Consider the following 17,026-nt stretch of genomic DNA (forward strand, 5'->3'; position numbering starts at 1 on the left):
TAATGCAGATTTTAAATCATACTAACGCAACCAATAGAACGCAACGTCCTATAAAGGTAATGCAGTTTGGAGGCGGTAATTTTTTACGCGCTTTTGTGGATTGGATGGTTCACGTACTCAACCAAGAAACCGATTTTAATGGAGATATCGCCATAATCAAACCCACTGCGGGAGGAGATTATGCGGAATTGAAAGCACAAGACGGACTTTTTACCGTTGTTCTTGACGGAATTAAAAATGGAGAACTGGTTGCCGAAAAAACTCTAGTTACCGAGGTTCAGCAGGTAATCCACTCCTATAACGAATGGGCCAAATATTTAAAGTTGGCCGAAAATGAAGATTTACGTTTTATAGTTTCAAATACAACAGAAGCAGGAATCAAGTTTAATTCGGAAGATGAATTTAATGGAGTACCTCCAAAAGAATTCCCCGCTAAATTAACGATTTGGCTGTACCACCGTTTTAAACATTTCAATGCTGATATTTCTAAAGGATGCATTTTACTTCCCTGCGAATTGATCGAGGATAATGGCGATGCTCTCAAAAAAACGGTTTTGCAATACGCCGATCATTGGAGTTTAGAGGCTGAATTTAAAGATTGGGTGGAGACTGCAAATCACTTTTGCAGCACCTTGGTAGACCGTATCGTTTCTGGTTACCCTTCTGATCGCGCTGAGGAAATTGAACAAGAACTGGGATACAAAGATGAACTATTGGTTGCTGGTGAATATTATCATAGTTGGGTTATTCAGGGCAACGAAACCGTGCAAAAGGAACTTCCCTTTTCCCAAACGGATTTGAATGTGGAGTTTGTAAATGACCTTGCTCCTTATCGTGAAATGAAAGTCCGTATTTTGAACGGTGCGCATACTTCTATGGTTCCTGTTGGTTATTTGGCCGGCATCCGCTTTGTAAAAGAAGCTATGGAAAATGAAGCTGTAAGCAACTTTGTAGAAAACCTTCTTTTAAAGGAATCCGCTACCACTCTCAATTTCCCCGATGATGTAAAAAACAAGTTTGTTGGCGATGTTCTTGATCGTTTTAGAAATCCTCTTTTGAAACATCAACTTTTAAGCATCTCTTTAAACAGTACTTCTAAATTTGTTGCACGCTTATTGCCTACGCTAAAAGACTATTACAATGCTCAAGGAAAGTTGCCAAAACGCATTGTTTTTGGACTTTCGGCATTGCTGCGGTTTTACAAAGGCGAGTTCAACGGTGAGCATATTGCTGTTAATGATGATAAGGCTGTTTTAAGTTTCTTTGAATCGCAGTGGGAGAAAGTAGACAATGGTTCAAGCTTACAGGATTTTACAAAAAATGTATTGAGTAACACTGCTATTTGGGGCGAAGATTTAACTCAAATAGAAGGTCTTTCGGAAACCGTAGCTAAGAATATCGAAAACATTGAAGCCAACGGAATCACTTCCTGTTTAAAAAACTTATAATCCATATTCAATCTTTAAAAATTGAAAAATGACGATAGATAGTCACCAACATTTTTGGAAATACGAACCGGTAAAACATTCTTGGATCGATGATGACATGTCAGTTATCCGAAGAGATTTTCTTCCCCAAGATTTGAAGAAGGTCTATCAAGAAAATCAAGTTGATGGTTGTATTGCCGTGCAAGCAGACCAAACCCTAGAGGAAACCGATTTTTTATTGAATTTGGCAAAGGAGCACAATTTCATTAAAGGCGTTGTGGGCTGGGCCGATCTAAGAGCGGATAATATTGATTCTGTTCTAGAACAGTACAGTACGGATAAAAACTTGAAAGGTTGGCGTCATGTAGTACAAGGTGAGGCCGATCATAATTTCTTGTTGCGTCCTGATTTTTTACGAGGAATATCCAAACTTGAAAAATATGACCACGCTTATGATATTTTGGTTTTCCCGCATCAATTAGGCTCCGTTCTAGAATTTGTAAAAAAATTTCCTAATCAAAGATTTGTCATAGACCATATAGCCAAACCCTACATTAAAGATGGTTTTTATGAAGGGTGGGCAGTTTTGATGAAAGAAATAGGCAAACAGGAAAACGTGTATTGCAAGCTCTCCGGTATGATTACCGAAGCGGATTACAATACATGGACAGCAGAGCAATTACAACCTTACATGCACCTGGTTCTAGAAGCTTTTGGCAGTGAACGGATTATGTTCGGTTCTGATTGGCCCGTTTGTCTCGTAGCAGGCAATTACGGCCAGGTTAAAAGCATTGTAACCCATTTTATTGCAACGCTTAGTAGTCAAGACCAAGAGATGATCATGGGCGGAAACGCACAAGAATTCTATAATTTATAAACGATTGTCTATCTCATTTGAGCACTAGTTGCTCTCCTAGAAAAAAGGACAACACCAAAATAACAGAACGCAATGGATTTAAACTTAAAAGGAAAAGTAGTCGTTATTAGCGGCGCGGCAGGAAAAGAAGGCAGCATTGGAGAAACTATTTTACAGCGTTTGGCGGAAGAAGGTGCAATACCTGCGGTCATTGATCGTAATGCCCGAGGTTTTGGGTATGTTGAGAAAATTCAAGAGAAAGGAATAGATGCTATTTTCTGTCAAACCGATGTAACCGACCCCGTTCAGATTGAAAATGCCGTAAATACAATTACCAAAAAATACGGTCGTATTGATGTGGTTATCAATAACGTTGGTGTAAATGACGGAGTTGGTCTAGATGCCAGTTATGAAGAGTTTATGGATTCGCTTAAGCTGAACATGGTGAGCTATTTTCTTATTGTAAAGCATGCGCTTCCCTTTCTCATTAAATCAAAAGGCAACATTTTGAACATTGGTTCTAAAGTAGCTTTGACAGGGCAAGGAAGAACTTCTGGCTATGCTGCTTCCAAAGGAGGTGTTTTAGGCCTTACGCGTGAATGGGCTGTTGATCTAATAAAACATGACATCCGTTCCAATGCAATTATTATTGCAGAAAGCTGGACTCCATCATATGATACTTGGATCAGAACATTACCTGATGGAGAAGAAAAATTAAAATCCATTGTAAAGAAAATTCCTTTAGAAAATAGAATGACAAGTACCGATGAAATAGCGGATACCTGTTTATTCACTATCTCAAACAGGTCATCGCACACTACCGGTCAATTTATTTTTGTGGACGGTGGCTATGTGCATTTAGACCGTTCGTTACTGACCGAAGATTAATCTCAACCAACTTAAATTCAAACCCATGACAAAAAACACCAAAATACCTGTAGTACCTAAGCATTTGCTCGTTCCATTTATTGCGGCGACGTCTATTTTTGCCCTTTGGGGGTTTGCCAACGATTTAACAAATCCAATGGTTGCTGCTTTCAAAAAAGTAATGATTCTTTCTAATGAAGAAGCATACAACGTGCAATTCGCATTCTATTTTGGTTATGGTGTTATGGCTATTCCTGCCGCTTTATTCATACGTAAATTCAGTTATAAATCAGGGTTATTACTCGGTTTGGCGCTTTATGCTTTAGGTGCCATTCTCTTTTATCCTGCAGCCGAAAATGGTTCTTATACCTATTTCTTGATTTCGCTCTTTGTAATTACTTGCGGATTAGGATTCTTGGAAACCACCTCTAACCCCTTAATTCTTTCCATGGGGGATAAAGAAACGGCTACGCAAAGATTGAACTTGGCACAATCCTTTAACCCTATTGGTTCGCTAACAGGTATGTTGATTGCCAAGTTTGTGGTATTAGATAGAATTCTATCTGCTGATTATGCAGATAGCTCTGAAATTCTAGCCCAAGGAGCTGAAAAAGCTGCTGAAATCAAAGCTTTTGACCTGAATATTATCAGTGGTCCGTACATTGCTGTTGGTATATTTGTCGCTTTGGTTTTTCTGGTAATTTGGAGGACAAAAATTCCTGCAATGGTAATGGGTGACCATCTATCTATCAAAGAATCTATTGACCGTATTTTTAAAAGCAAGACCTTTCTCTTGGGTGTTGTTGCCCAAATGTTCTACGTAGGTGCCCAGATTATGTGCTGGACAGCTATTTTTCAGTTGGTAGAATATCTGAACGAATCCCAAAGTTTAGGAGTTGATGCTACATGGTGGAATATTACCGCAATGGTGTCCTTTGTAACTACTAGATTTATTGGTACCGCATTGATGAAAAAAATAAACCCGGCAAAAATGTTGGCTTATTTTGGTATTGCAGCTGCTCTTATGTGTGGTGGAATTATCATGACCTCAGGTATCATCAGTCTCGTGTTCTTGGTACTGGTATCGGTTTTTATGTCGATAATGTTCCCAACCATTTATGGCCTCGCTCTTAAAGATATGGGTGAAGAAGCAAAACTGGCTTCATCTGGACTTATTATGGCGATTGTAGGTGGTGCATTTTTACCGAAGTTGCAAGCAAGTATAATGGATTTTGGAGATACCGTAAACGGACAAGAAGTATTTGGTGATAAGATAGCTGGAAACATAACTGAAATTCACTTTTCTTTCCTATTGCCTATGATTTGTCTTTTATTTGTTGCATTCTACGGTATGTACGCCTATAAAGTAACCAAATTGAAAACAGCTTAACATGAAAACGAAAAGATACTGCTATTCCTGTGATCTTAAAGATGACCCAAAACTCATTGCAGAATACAAAGAATATCATGCTCCTGGTAACGCCCGTCCCGCAATAACAAAAAGTATTAAAGATGCGGGTATTGTAGACATGCAGATTTTCCTAACCGGAAACCGCATGTTTATGATTATGGAAGTCGATGAAACTTTTGATGCCAAGAGAAAGGCTGAAATGGATGCCAATAACCCTGCCGTACAGGAGTGGGAACAATTAATGTGGAAATACCAACAAGGCTTGCCTTGGGCCAAAAATGGTGAAAAATGGATTGAATTAGAGCGTATTTTCAAACTCTAATAACCCTTCTACAAAATTAACAGAGCGTAGTTAAACCGAGTATTCGGTTTAACTACGCTCTGTTTTTGCTTTAAACGCTAGTTATTTAATCGTTCCAGTGAGCGTCTATAACTTTTTGAATGTGGGGATATTTTTCATCAGTTTCGTTTAAGTCCTCTCTCAACCTCAATAATTCTTTTTTCAATTCGGCTATGGTTTCTGCATACGCAGGGTCGTCATAGGCATTGTTCATTTCCTTAGGGTCTTTTTTCAGGTCATAGAATTCCCATGCAGCAGGTGTATCCGTAGAAAAATCGTTACCCCAATTCTGTTTGTCCCATTCTGCATTTGGGTCGCTGGTATCCACATAATATTTTCCGTAGAAAAATATTAACTTATGATCCTTGGTACGAACGCCAAAATGTGCGGGGTTTTGGTGACGGTGTGCCATATGCATCCAATACCTGTAGTATGTAGACTTTTGCCAATCTTCAGGCTCCTCCCCCGTTTCTAGGATAGTTTTAAAACTATTACCTTGCATATAATCCGGAGCGCTGCCACCGGCCATTTCTATTAAAGTTGGTGCAAAGTCCGTGTTGTTGATAATTGCATCCGTGCGAGTTCCTCCTTTAATTTTCTCTGGGTAACGCACAAAGAAAGGCATACGCATAGATTCATCGTACATCCATCTTTTATCAATAAAATCATGCTCGCCCAACATAAAACCTTGATCACCGGTGTAAACGATTATAGTGTTATCCAAAAGCCCTTCAGCCTCTAAATAATCCATTAAACGCTTTACATTATCATCAACTCCTTTTACGCAACGCAAATACTTTTTTACGTAGTCCTGATAAACCTTACTCGTGTATTTTTTCTCTTCATCATCCATTTCCCATTTTACATATTCTTCTGGACGGATTTTATCCGCATCACGATACGAACGGTGAATAGAGCTATCTACATAAATGTTCATGGCCTGATTACGAATCAAGTTTCTGTGCGATACAGAAGATCCAATAATTCTAGTCAACGAATCGTTCTTACCACGTGTAGCAATAGAACCGTTATTTCCTCTTTCGTACAGGCTTTCAGGTTCTGGAATAAAGGTATCCGCCAAATACTCTTCATAACGAGGTGCATTTTCAAAATCATCATGCGGTGCCTTAAACTGGTGCACTAAAAAGAAAGGTTTGTTTGGATCTCTTTCATTCTTTAACCAATTTAAAGATATATCAGTAACCATATCGGAAGAATGCCCTTTGGTCTGAACCGTATTTTGCGGCCAAGGCTTGTCTCCTCTAACTCTAAAATCCGGGTCGAAATATTTGCCCTGTCCTGGTAATACCTTGTAATAATCAAATGCCGCAGGTTCTTCCTTTAAGTGCCATTTACCCACAACCGCGGTTTGGTACCCTAGTTTTTTTATCTCTATAGGAAGAAATTGGCGTGCCGGTTCTATACGACCATCTAAATCCAGAACTCCATTTAATTGCGAATTTTGTCCTGTAATAATGGCTGCACGACTAGGCGTACATATAGAATTACTAACAAAACAATTTTCGAATATGATACCCTCTTTGGCAATCTTATCTAGGGTGGGTGTAGGATTTAATTTGGCCAATCGACTACCATAAATCCCAAAACCCTGGGTAGTATGGTCATCAGCCATAATGTAGATGATATTCGGTTTTTTTTCTGTGATTACAGCCTTCTCTTCTTTACAAGAAGAAAATACAATAAGCAACAAAAGAGCATACAGTAGATTGTTCTTTTTGCAGCGCATTTAAGTTTGAAATTTTGTTAATATGAGTTTGATTAAAGTCTTGAGACCTTAACCCGAAAATTACACATATTTGAGACAGAGCAATAAAAGAAATGATCAATTATTAGCCACAAATGTCTTTGTGTAACTTATTTGTAATTAAACGTAAGTAAGCTGATCAGACCCTATACCCGTTCTAATTTAACCGGAGGCGTTCTGTTGGCGTTCCATTGACATACGTAAAGGTTCTTGTCCTCATCTACAAAAACATCGTGTCCATGATTAAAAACCGCTTTTTCCGATTGATACATTTGTTGCAGTTTGCCATTTTTATATTCAGGTGCATTGCCTCCAGGATTGGAAACTACCTTGTTTTCACCATCCATAATGGTTACAAAACCAGAATTGCTAAACCTATGCCCTTGCTTATTTTCGGACCAACATACGCCAGCGTAGATATTTTCATCATCAAGAACGGGACGGCAGACATACGCTCCCGGTAACTCAACTGTTTTAATGAATTTTCCATCTAAAGTGAAAAACTTAAAACTCTTATCAGAACGAGAAGTAACCACAAGCACTGGATTTTGCTTGTCCCTATAATCTACGGCAACACCGTGAGCGTTATGAAGATTATAATTTTTATCGCTGTTATCATGACCACCCCATTTGCGGATGAATTCACCTTTACCACTAAACTGAAGAATAAAGTCAGAGCCGTAACCATCCGCTACGTAAATATCCCCATTGGGCCCTACAGCGGTCTCCGTTGGCAAATATTCTTGTTCTTCGGTATACACACCAATAGTATGTGGATCGGGCAAGTTGAATAAAAGACGGCCATCAACAGTAGTTTTACTTACAGTTCCTGCCTGTTTACTCCATTTCCCGGTTCGGTCAACAAACCACCCACAATCCACAATGTACAACATGTCCTCACCCCCTTCATCATGGAGTGTAAGCCCGTGTCCGCCAGGGTAACGTGTTCCCCAATAATCCAGAAGCTTTCCCGATTTATCGAAAATCAAAATATTATTATCCGTGTGGTCTCCTAACATGATAAGCCTTCCCTTACTGTCCATTTGCATTTCATGACAGTTCAGTATCGGGTTGTGAGCAACAGACATTTGTGCCCAATCCTTAACTACTTTGTACTTATAATCACCGTGACCTATGATTTGATCTTCCAATGCGGTTTTCTTTAAGATATTAAATCCAAAAGATGTTGTGGTAGTTAAAGCGGTGGCGCCCAATGCCGATTTCTTAAGAAAGCTTCTTCTATTGCTCATATAATACTAGTGGTTTTATTGTGGTGGTAATTTACTATGAAAGTTAACTAAAAGCAGGTAAATCTAGGTCAATAAATCCTTTACTACATGACCATGTACATCCGTGAGACGGTATCTTCTACCTTGGTGTTTAAACGTTAACCGTTCATGATCAATACCGAACAAATGCATTAGTGTAGCATGAAAATCATGTACATGTACCGGGTCTTTAGTTACGTTATAACTGAAATCATCCGTGGCTCCATACGTAAACCCAGGCTTCACCCCTGCTCCAGCCATCCACATAGTAAATGCCTTTGGATGGTGGTCACGTCCATAATTTTCACTTGTTAGCTGACCTTGAGAATACACCGTACGACCAAATTCCCCACCCCAAACAACAAGCGTATCTTCAAACATGCCACGCTGTTTTAAATCTTTAATCAAAGCAGCGGTAGCTTGATCGGTCTTTTTAGATTGACTTTTTACTCCTCCTGGGCAGTAATTATGCTGATCCCATCCTTGGTGATACAATTGCACAAACTTCACTCCTTTTTCTAGCAGTTTTCTTGCCATTAAACAGTTTGCAGCGTATGTGCCAGGGTCACGACTATCTTCTCCGTACATATCAAAAATATATTCAGGCTCGTTGGTCAAATCAGTTACTTCCGGAATGGAGGTCTGCATTTTAAAAGCCATTTCGTACTGAGACATACGCGATTGAATTTCAGGATCACCATAAGCATCCGTCTGTAATTCATTCAAATGTTTTAAATAATCCAACATATCCCTTCTATCATTACCGTCGTAATTTTCAGGGTCGCTCAAATAAAGTACCGGGTCTTTTCCCGATCTAAATTGCACTCCTTGATGTTCTGTTGGCAAAAATCCGTTACCCCATAAACTAGCTTTTAGAGGTTGTCCTTTTCCATTTTTTGAAACCAAAGCAATGAAGGTAGGCAGGTTTTCATTATCCGAACCTAAACCATAACTTAACCATGAGCCTATTGCAGGTCTTCCCGGCAACTGATTTCCCGTTTGCATAAACGTAATGGCAGGCGTATGATTGATTTGATCCGTTTGCATACTTTTAATGAAACATAAATCATCTACAACCTCGGACAAATACGGCATAGCATCACTTACCCATGCCCGTGATTCTCCGTATTGTTTAAATTTAAAGGTTGATGGTGCTATGGGCAACGTACTTTGACTACCGCTCATTCCTGTAAGTCTTTGACCACTTATGACCGAATCCGGTAATTCTTGACCAAACATATCCGATAGCTTAGGCTTATAATCGAACAAATCCATCTGGGAAGGTCCGCCACTCTGAAAAAGATAGATTATTCTTTTGGCCTTTGGTGCATGGTGCGGTAAACCTAATCGGTTCTTATTATAGACCTTTAAAATCTCTTCTTCCGTACTGTTCTTGCCAATACCGGCAAATGCTTTTTCAGCCCCTAATAAACTGCCCAACGCCATGGCTCCAATACCAAGCGAGGTCTGTTTTAAGAAATGTCTTCTATCTAATTGCTTCTCGATTTTTTGTAAATCGTTATTATTAGAAGTCAATTTGCTGTGATGATGATTATTACACATACAATCTTTTTTTTAGCTGTTAACTATTATCTTTTAGTGATACTGGCATCTGCGTTCATAATGGTACTTGCTACCACTGCATTTGCTGCTATAGATGCTTTATCATCCGTTTCTGAAACTTTAAAAGCCCCGGTTTGTAGCCAACCTTTTGCTTTATCCAAGTTAGTACTGAACTTTTTGTATTCCTTATTTTGAAGCTTGGCCAAAACATCCAATTCTTGATCGGTAATATTTCTACCTGCAAGCTTTTTAAAGGTTTGTGCTATACCTGTCCGTACGTCCTCTGCCTCCGTCATTTGTTTCCCTAAAACTCTAGAGGCCTCTATATAAGTAGGATCGTTCAATACTACTAGTGCCTGTAAGGGCGTATTTGTTTTTTGTCTTCTACTGGTACATAAATCCCTTGTAGGCGCATCAAAAGTTGAAATCGTTGGATTAGGCACGGTACGCTTCCAAATAGTATACATACTACGTCTATACAAACCTTCTTCTCCATCCTGGACATAAGTATCCCCATTTACTTTCCACAATCCATCCGGTTGATAGGGTTTCACACTCTTACCACCTACCGTTTCATTCAATAAACCTGATGCGAACAGGGCATTATCACGTAACATCTCACCGGACAGTCTAGTAGACGGGCCCCTAGCCAACCATTTGTTTTCGATATCCTTTTGAAGAAGCTCTTCACTTATAACAGAACTTTGCTGATAAGTGCTGGATAACATTATGGTCTTATGTAAGGCCTTTACATCCCAACCAGATTCTATAAACCGAATAGCCAACCAGTCCAGCAACTTAGGATGACTAGGAAGTTCTCCTTGGTTACCAAAGTCTTCCGAAGTCTTTACCAACCCTCTTCCAAAAAGATTCTGCCAATACCTGTTTACCGCTACCCTTGCAGTTAATGGGTTATCCTTATCCGTTATCCATTTGGCCAATCCCAATCTGTTTTTAGGTAAGCTATCATCAATAGGAAATATTTCTTCTGGAACATTAGGAAAGACAGAATCTGTAGGAGAATCATAATTACCCCTATCCAAAATATAGGTCTGTCTCGGGGTTTTACGCTCTTTCATGACCATTATCTGCTTAACAGGCTCTATACTGTCCACCAATACCTTACGGTCTTTCTCTAATTCAGTTAGTACTTCTTCGTATTTAGGCGAATTATTGAATAAATAATACTGCGCAAGTTGTTCCTTCTCCTTCTCGTTAAGCACATCACTAGATTTTGCCACTAAGTTTTTAAGATTTTCCGTTGTGCTAATTTGCATAACTTCAATCTCGCTTATCTCTTTATCAAATACCATTAAATCATCTACCAAGGCGTTACCAATACCTTTTCCTCGCCAAATAGCCCCTATTCTTAAACCTGGTTCTACGGTTCCCTTATAAATATAATTGTCCATATTGTTGAAGACAATGTCTTTATAAAGATTATCAAAATTTGTTGTGGTCTGTAATTTTTCGCCATCCATAAAGATGCCTATACCGTTTGCTTTACTAGAACCATCATAAGTAAGGGTGAGCTGTACCCATTTTTCTTTAGGAATTTCTTTGAGCGACTCAACAACCATTGAATTATCTGGCCAAACATGTGCAAATAAAGCCTCTAGTTTGTTGTCTTTGATTTTTAGGTGATATCCTCTAAAACTATGCAATTCCGGACCTTGCATTTTATGAAATATCACCCCTTCATCAAGGTCTTGAGGTATAAATACTTTAATAGAAATACTAAAAGGTTGGTTTCGCTTATAAATACCTATTTTATCTAAATCTAGCCATGTATCCCCATCCATAAAAAGCCCTTTCCCACTAGCTCCTTTTTTATAAATCGCCTTTTCATTATCTACAAAATGCTGACGCATCCTGATGTTATTTTTTCCGTTTCCTCCAACAGCGTTCACCAGATTTTGATTATCAAAATCAAAAGATGCAATCAATCCTTTAGGACGTGTTTTTACAGGAATATTTTTAAACGAATTACTAGCGAGCCACTTTTCAAAATTATTGTGCTCTGTCTTGGCCGTAGTTTCTACCCTCTCCTCAGATTCATCTACAATCTTTTCTAAATAGGCAAGTACATCTTCTTGCTCCTTTGTGGGCAATAACATAGCAGGAACAGGAGTTGCCAAGTCCCAAGGAATAAGTCCGGTCTCATCTACGTTATTAAAAAAACCATACATCTCAAAATAGTTTTTCTGAGATATAGGATCATACTTATGATCATGACATTTAGCACAAGCATAGGACAATCCTAACATACCTTGACTAACCGTTGCCGTTCTATCCGCTACATATTCCGATCTAAATTCTTCGTCTATAATACCACCTTCTAAATTTTGAGGGTGCAACCTATTAAAAGTGGTTGCTAAAATTTGCTCTTTTGTAGCATTGTCAAAAAGGTCACCCGCCAGTTGCCATGTAATAAATTCATCATAAGGCATATTTTTATTGAAAGACTTTATAACCCAATCTCTCCATGGAGAAGTATCTCTATACCTGTCATTACTATAGCCATGGGTATCTGCATAACGGGATACATCCATCCAATCCAATGTCATCTGTTCACCGTAATGTTCAGATGCCAATAGTCGGTCTATTTGCTTTTCAAAAGCACTTTCCGATGTATCGTTTACAAAGGCATCCATTTCTTCCAAAGTTGGAGGAAGGCCTGTTAAATCTATGGAAGCTCTTCTTAACAATAATTCCTTTTCTGCTCTTTTTGATGGTTTGAACCCTTTCTCTTCCAACGTGGCCAAAACAAAATTATCTATCGGGCTCTGGACAAAATCCGTCTGTTTTACTTTTGGAACCTCATGTTTTACGGGTTTTAAAAAAGCCCAGTGATCTTTATATTCTGCTCCTTGGTCTATCCACTTGATCAACATAGCCTTTTCAGTAGGCGATAAAGTTAAATGCGATGACGGTGCAGGCATGATAATATCCGGGTTATCCGTCAAAATCCTTTTTACTACCTCACTATTCCCCGGATTGCCCGGATCTATTGAATATAATCCTGGTGTATTAGGCGATTCCGCATAAGCAAGTTCTGGATCATGAAGTTGTAGCCCTCCTTTAATTTTTGCCTTGTCCGGCCCGTGGCAGATAAAACATTTGTCTGATAATATAGGTTTTACATGCTGATTGAAATCTACTTTTTCCGGAAGCTTTTCATAAGCAATTTCAACATCTTCAGGAAGGTCCGGGCCTCCACATGAAAACAACACAAATGCTAAAGAAAAAACGAAACAGCTTATTAATTTGGACATTATTTATGAGAAAATTTATGTTTCCTACAAATTTAGCTCATTTGTTTTGTCGATTTCTTGTATAAATCAGGCTATGAATTGTACAAATCCGATATCAACAAAAGTATATCAATATATAAGAAGCTAAAGAAAACACCCATAAATCACCCTATAATAAGCAAATACAAGCTTTATTTATATCTTTACCCAACGAGGAAGAGTATTTAAAATCCGATAAACGAACTTTTAGTATGAATAAAATTCTTCAGTCACTAAAGCTTACCTTTCTACATTGTGGATACTCAAAACTGGATTCCTCATGGGACTATGACAATGTAATTAGTCCGTTTTCACGCTTATATTTGGTTACTAAAGGAACAGCACGGATTTATCACAGTTACGAGCAATTTGACCTAGAACCGGGTCACCTTTATCTCATTCCAAGCTTTACTTATAGTCGGTATCAATGTCAAGACCATTTGGAACTCTACTACATTCACTTTACCGAAGAGGTAGGCGACCGACTTTCCATTTATGATATGAAAGATTTTAAATACGATCTTGAGGCAGATGAGCAGGTTTTTAACTATTTTAAAAAGCTCATACATCTACACCCCAAAAGGCACTTAGTGGAAGACAACCCCAGTGTCTATGACAACCGAAAGTTTATGGCAGAAACTGAAAAGAAAAACGAGCTGTTATCTGCTAAGTCATTTATAGAAACCCATGCCCTGCTGCAACTTCTGTTCTCTTCATTTGTACAAAACAGTAAAAGTTTTAAACTAAATATTAGGAATGATTTTCACGAAATCCTCAACTACATAAAAGAACACCTTCATGAACCCCTTACGGTAGCAGACTTAGCCGCACATAGTAACTTGAGCGCCGACCATTTTTCACGGGTATTTCAACAAAAGTTTGGAATACGACCCAGTAAGTACATACAGACCGTACGTTTGGAAAGATCGGAAACCCTGCTCCTAACCACAAACAATACATTAGCCGAGATAGCAGGAAAAACAGGGATGGGAACGATTTCTTATTTATCCCGAATGTTCAAAATTAAAAATGGAATAACTCCCGGAGCCTTCCGAAAAGAAAGGCCCGGAGGTTAATTTTTAGTATTTTCTATTTTTTCTACTTTTCATTTTATTAGCTTCACTATCACCAATAAATTTTTCTTTTTTAGGATCCCACTCTAAAGTACGTCCTAATTGATAGCCTATATTACAAATATTTCCCACTGTAGCAGAACGATGACCAATTTCTACATCTGAGATAAGCGGAGTATCGTTCTTAATGGCATCTATCCAATTCTGATAATGATTACCTCTAGATTTTAGGCCGTCTTTATCCGTTACCTGAGATTTTAAAATACTAGGCGGGTCTGTTTCAAGATAGCTCCTACTGATATCAAGATTACCTTTAGTTCCGATAAAGCGAACACCCCATCCCCTACCAAAATCTTCATGGACCATTTCAATTCCGTTTTCATAAAACATTTGCATTCCGCGTACGACATTCTTATCTGTGGGAGGTACAAACTTCACAGGACCAGAACGGTCCATGCCTAGCCCCCATTGCGCAATATCGAACATGTGAGCACCCCAGTCAGTCAGAATACCTCCTCCAGTTTCGCTAAAAAGTCTCCAGTCAGGAAAAAATGCTGCACTGTTAGGTGGAGATAATCTTTCATTATAAGGTAACAAAGGAGCTGGACCACACCATTGATTCCAATCTACTTGAGACGGCACAGGTTCTGATTTCATGTTAAATGGAACTGCAGGATCACCTACATTAACAAGCACTTTTTTGATATCGCCTAAATGTCCGTTGCGCACCATTTCGGTAGCCTTTTGAAAAGTTGCCCACGAACGTTGCATGCTTCCGGTCTGAAGAACCTTACCCGTTTTTTTAACGGTCTTCACCATATCGATTCCCTCTTGAATTTTAAGAGTCAAAGGTTTTTCACAATACACATGTTTACCCGCTTCCATTGCTCCAATAGCCTGAATGGAATGCCAATGGTCAGGTGTGGCAACAATAACAGCATCAATATCATCTCTATCTAAAATTTCAAGATAATTACCCGTAACGGTTAAACCATTATACTCTTTTTGATTTCTTTTATCCGCATATAGTTTGTTTACATGCGCCTTAAACCATTCGTTTTTGGTAGTCCACACATCTGATCCCGCAACGATTTGAGCTTCATCCGTATTCGCCAAAAAGGCATTGGAAAGGGTAATACTCTGCTTACCCAAACCGATATAACCTAGGTTTACTTTATCACTTGGTGCAATGAAACCTTTTCCCAAAACGTGTCTCGGAACTATACTGATTGCACCCGCTGCAAGCGCCGTCTTGGAAATAAACGATCTTCGGGATAGTACAACTTTTTGATTTAAATTTTTGGCTACAGTTGTTTTGGTCTTTTTCATACGTTGTCTTTTTTATCAATAACAATATAATATGCAGGCATTTTTGCTCCGTCTACCGTAAGAAAGTCGGTACGAAGTTTATAACTTCCTTTCTTCAATTTACCTTCTAAAAGGGCATAAGGTTTAGCAGGGTCAACACTTGCTTTAATCAAAGTATCACCTAATTCTACTTCTGCGCTGTTGTAGTCAACACTCCTGCCCACCGGCAATGCATCAATGGTTGATGTACCCGTAATTTGGTCTGCGGCAGCGCTAAGGGCCAAACCAGACTCTGGAGGATACCTATATAATTTGAATTGATAATCACCATCTTCAACAACATTAATACTATAATAACCAGTTGGAGAGGATTTTCCTTGGCGGATTTGCACCTGGTTCCATGGAATACTTTCATCTGTATGCAAATCATGAACTGTTATCGTTACCGGATTAGCCTTCTCGTGGCCTAGAGGAATTTCGGCATATCTCATTTCCGGTTCTATTCTGGACCACCACTGATCATAAAACTGTTGCATTTTTTTTACCATATCCGGGTGTTGTTCAGCAACATCATTTTTTTGTCCAGGGTCATCAACTATATTATACAACTCTTTACCATCTATAAGTCGCCATTCCGTACTCATTACACAACTGTTTTTTCCTTTTTCGGGCCATTGGCCTCGTTGCGTATCAATGACCAACATACGTGTACTATCTTTTGCCTTTTTCAAAAGTACCGATGTCATATCACTTCCATCCAAAGGTTTTTCAGAATTGAATTCAATTCCGGCCATTTTGCTCAATGTTGGAAGTAAATCTACATTTGCCACTAGTTCATTACTTTTTGAACCTTTTTCAATTTTTCCATCTGGCCAACTGATGAAAAAAGGTACTTTATGTCCACCGTCATAATGACTACCCTTGGTTCCTCTTAAACCCGCATTATAACCTAAAACACTGCCATCTTTTCCTTTGGATATACCGGCAGCAGTTCCGTTATCTGTGGTGAAGATGATTATAGTATTATCAAACAACTTTTCGTCCTTTAAAAAAGTCACCAACTTCCCAAAGTTCTCATCAATATTGGTAATCATGCCGTAAAAGCGTTTCTGTACATCGGTCAACGGAGCATCCTCATACATCTTAGCGTATGATTCCGGCACATTAAATGGACTGTGTGCTGCATTCAACGGCAAATACAAGAAAAATGGCTGCTCTTTAGTTCCTTGAACGTACTTAATAGCTTCATTAAACCATACATCCGTAGCATAACCCTCAACTTTTTCCGGCTCCCCGTTTCTAAAATAGGTGTCGTTAAAATAAGTATTGTTCCAATAATCAGGTGTTTGTTGTGCCCCGCCACCACCATGGTACAAGGTTTCTTTAAATCCTCTATCAAATGGTCTGTATGGGTAATTATCCCCTAAATGCCATTTTCCGAACATTGCCGTATTATAACCACTTTCTTCAAAAACCTGTGCCATTGTTTTTTCATCTTCCAACAAAATGGAACATCCGGCAATAGTATGCCAAGTGTTGTTTCTATTTCCGTTACGCCCTGTTAAAAGTCCGGCACGACTTGGCGCGCAAGTGGTGCCCACGTGAAAATTAGTGAGCTCTAGTGCTTCCTTTCCAAAGGCTGTAAGATTAGGGGTTTTTATAATCTCATTTCCATGAGAAGCGAGGTCCCCATAGCCTTGATCATCTGTAAAAACAATAATTACATTAGGTCTTTCATCTGCAATTGCTTCGGTTGAAACCGCTTCTGTTTCCATTTTGTTTTTTTGTCCGCAGGATATGGTTGCGGACAGACAGGCCAATAGGCCAAATTTGATAATCAGATTTTTTTTCATTG

Annotated in this window: 12 protein-coding genes; 6 read left to right on the forward strand and 6 right to left on the reverse strand. The window is 38.9% G+C overall.

Features of this window, described 5'->3' with window-relative positions; all coding sequences use genetic code 11:
* The first annotated feature begins 2 nt into the window (after positions 1 to 2).
* From P0077_RS20425 to P0077_RS20445, 5 genes are all read left to right on the forward strand, one after another.
* On the forward strand, positions 3 to 1,448 hold the full coding sequence (locus P0077_RS20425; RefSeq protein WP_276167041.1) for a tagaturonate reductase: 1,446 nt from the start codon (positions 3 to 5) through the stop codon (positions 1,446 to 1,448).
* 28 nt (positions 1,449 to 1,476) lie between these two features.
* Complete coding sequence (locus tag P0077_RS20430) at positions 1,477 to 2,304, forward strand: amidohydrolase family protein (protein WP_276167042.1); 828 nt, start codon at positions 1,477 to 1,479, stop codon at positions 2,302 to 2,304.
* Between the two features lie 72 nt (positions 2,305 to 2,376).
* On the forward strand, positions 2,377 to 3,171 hold the full coding sequence (locus P0077_RS20435) for an SDR family oxidoreductase (protein ID WP_276167043.1): 795 nt from the start codon (positions 2,377 to 2,379) through the stop codon (positions 3,169 to 3,171).
* A gap of 25 nt (positions 3,172 to 3,196) precedes the next feature.
* Positions 3,197 to 4,540: an L-fucose:H+ symporter permease gene (gene fucP / locus P0077_RS20440; protein WP_276167044.1), complete on the forward strand. Its 1,344-nt coding sequence runs from the start codon at positions 3,197 to 3,199 to the stop codon at positions 4,538 to 4,540.
* Between the two features lies 1 nt (position 4,541).
* Entirely contained in the window at positions 4,542 to 4,883 is a 342-nt protein-coding gene (locus P0077_RS20445; RefSeq protein WP_194527613.1) for an L-rhamnose mutarotase, read from the forward strand.
* An 85-nt stretch (positions 4,884 to 4,968) separates the two neighbouring features.
* Here P0077_RS20445 and P0077_RS20450 read toward each other — a convergent pair whose 3' ends face one another.
* The 4 genes from P0077_RS20450 to P0077_RS20465 form a co-directional block, all read right to left on the reverse strand.
* Complete coding sequence (locus P0077_RS20450; RefSeq protein WP_276167045.1) at positions 4,969 to 6,648, reverse strand: sulfatase family protein; 1,680 nt, start codon at positions 6,646 to 6,648, stop codon at positions 4,969 to 4,971.
* Between the two features lie 164 nt (positions 6,649 to 6,812).
* Positions 6,813 to 7,916: a twin-arginine translocation signal domain-containing protein gene (locus tag P0077_RS20455; protein WP_276167046.1), complete on the reverse strand. Its 1,104-nt coding sequence runs from the start codon at positions 7,914 to 7,916 to the stop codon at positions 6,813 to 6,815.
* Positions 7,917 to 7,979: 63 nt separating this feature from the next.
* Positions 7,980 to 9,497: a DUF1501 domain-containing protein gene (locus P0077_RS20460; protein WP_276167047.1), complete on the reverse strand. Its 1,518-nt coding sequence runs from the start codon at positions 9,495 to 9,497 to the stop codon at positions 7,980 to 7,982.
* A gap of 26 nt (positions 9,498 to 9,523) precedes the next feature.
* On the reverse strand, positions 9,524 to 12,772 hold the full coding sequence (locus P0077_RS20465) for a DUF1553 domain-containing protein (protein ID WP_276167048.1): 3,249 nt from the start codon (positions 12,770 to 12,772) through the stop codon (positions 9,524 to 9,526).
* A gap of 230 nt (positions 12,773 to 13,002) precedes the next feature.
* Here P0077_RS20465 and P0077_RS20470 point away from each other — a divergent pair, with 230 nt between their 5' ends.
* Positions 13,003 to 13,866, forward strand: coding sequence for an AraC family transcriptional regulator (locus P0077_RS20470; protein ID WP_276167049.1), 864 nt, complete (start codon positions 13,003 to 13,005; stop codon positions 13,864 to 13,866).
* Between the two features lie 3 nt (positions 13,867 to 13,869).
* Here P0077_RS20470 and P0077_RS20475 read toward each other — a convergent pair whose 3' ends face one another.
* Both P0077_RS20475 and P0077_RS20480 read right to left on the reverse strand, forming a co-directional pair.
* Positions 13,870 to 15,192: a Gfo/Idh/MocA family protein gene (locus P0077_RS20475; protein WP_276167050.1), complete on the reverse strand. Its 1,323-nt coding sequence runs from the start codon at positions 15,190 to 15,192 to the stop codon at positions 13,870 to 13,872.
* Positions 15,189 to 17,024 carry an arylsulfatase gene (locus tag P0077_RS20480; RefSeq protein ID WP_276167051.1) on the reverse strand — a complete coding sequence of 612 codons (1,836 nt, stop codon included), beginning with the start codon at positions 17,022 to 17,024 and terminating at the stop codon, positions 15,189 to 15,191. Before P0077_RS20480 ends, P0077_RS20475 begins: the two co-directional genes overlap by 4 nt.
* Positions 17,025 to 17,026: the final 2 nt, after the last annotated feature.

It is taken from the genome of Zobellia alginiliquefaciens (genome assembly GCF_029323795.1).
GTDB classification, from domain to species: domain Bacteria; phylum Bacteroidota; class Bacteroidia; order Flavobacteriales; family Flavobacteriaceae; genus Zobellia; species Zobellia alginiliquefaciens.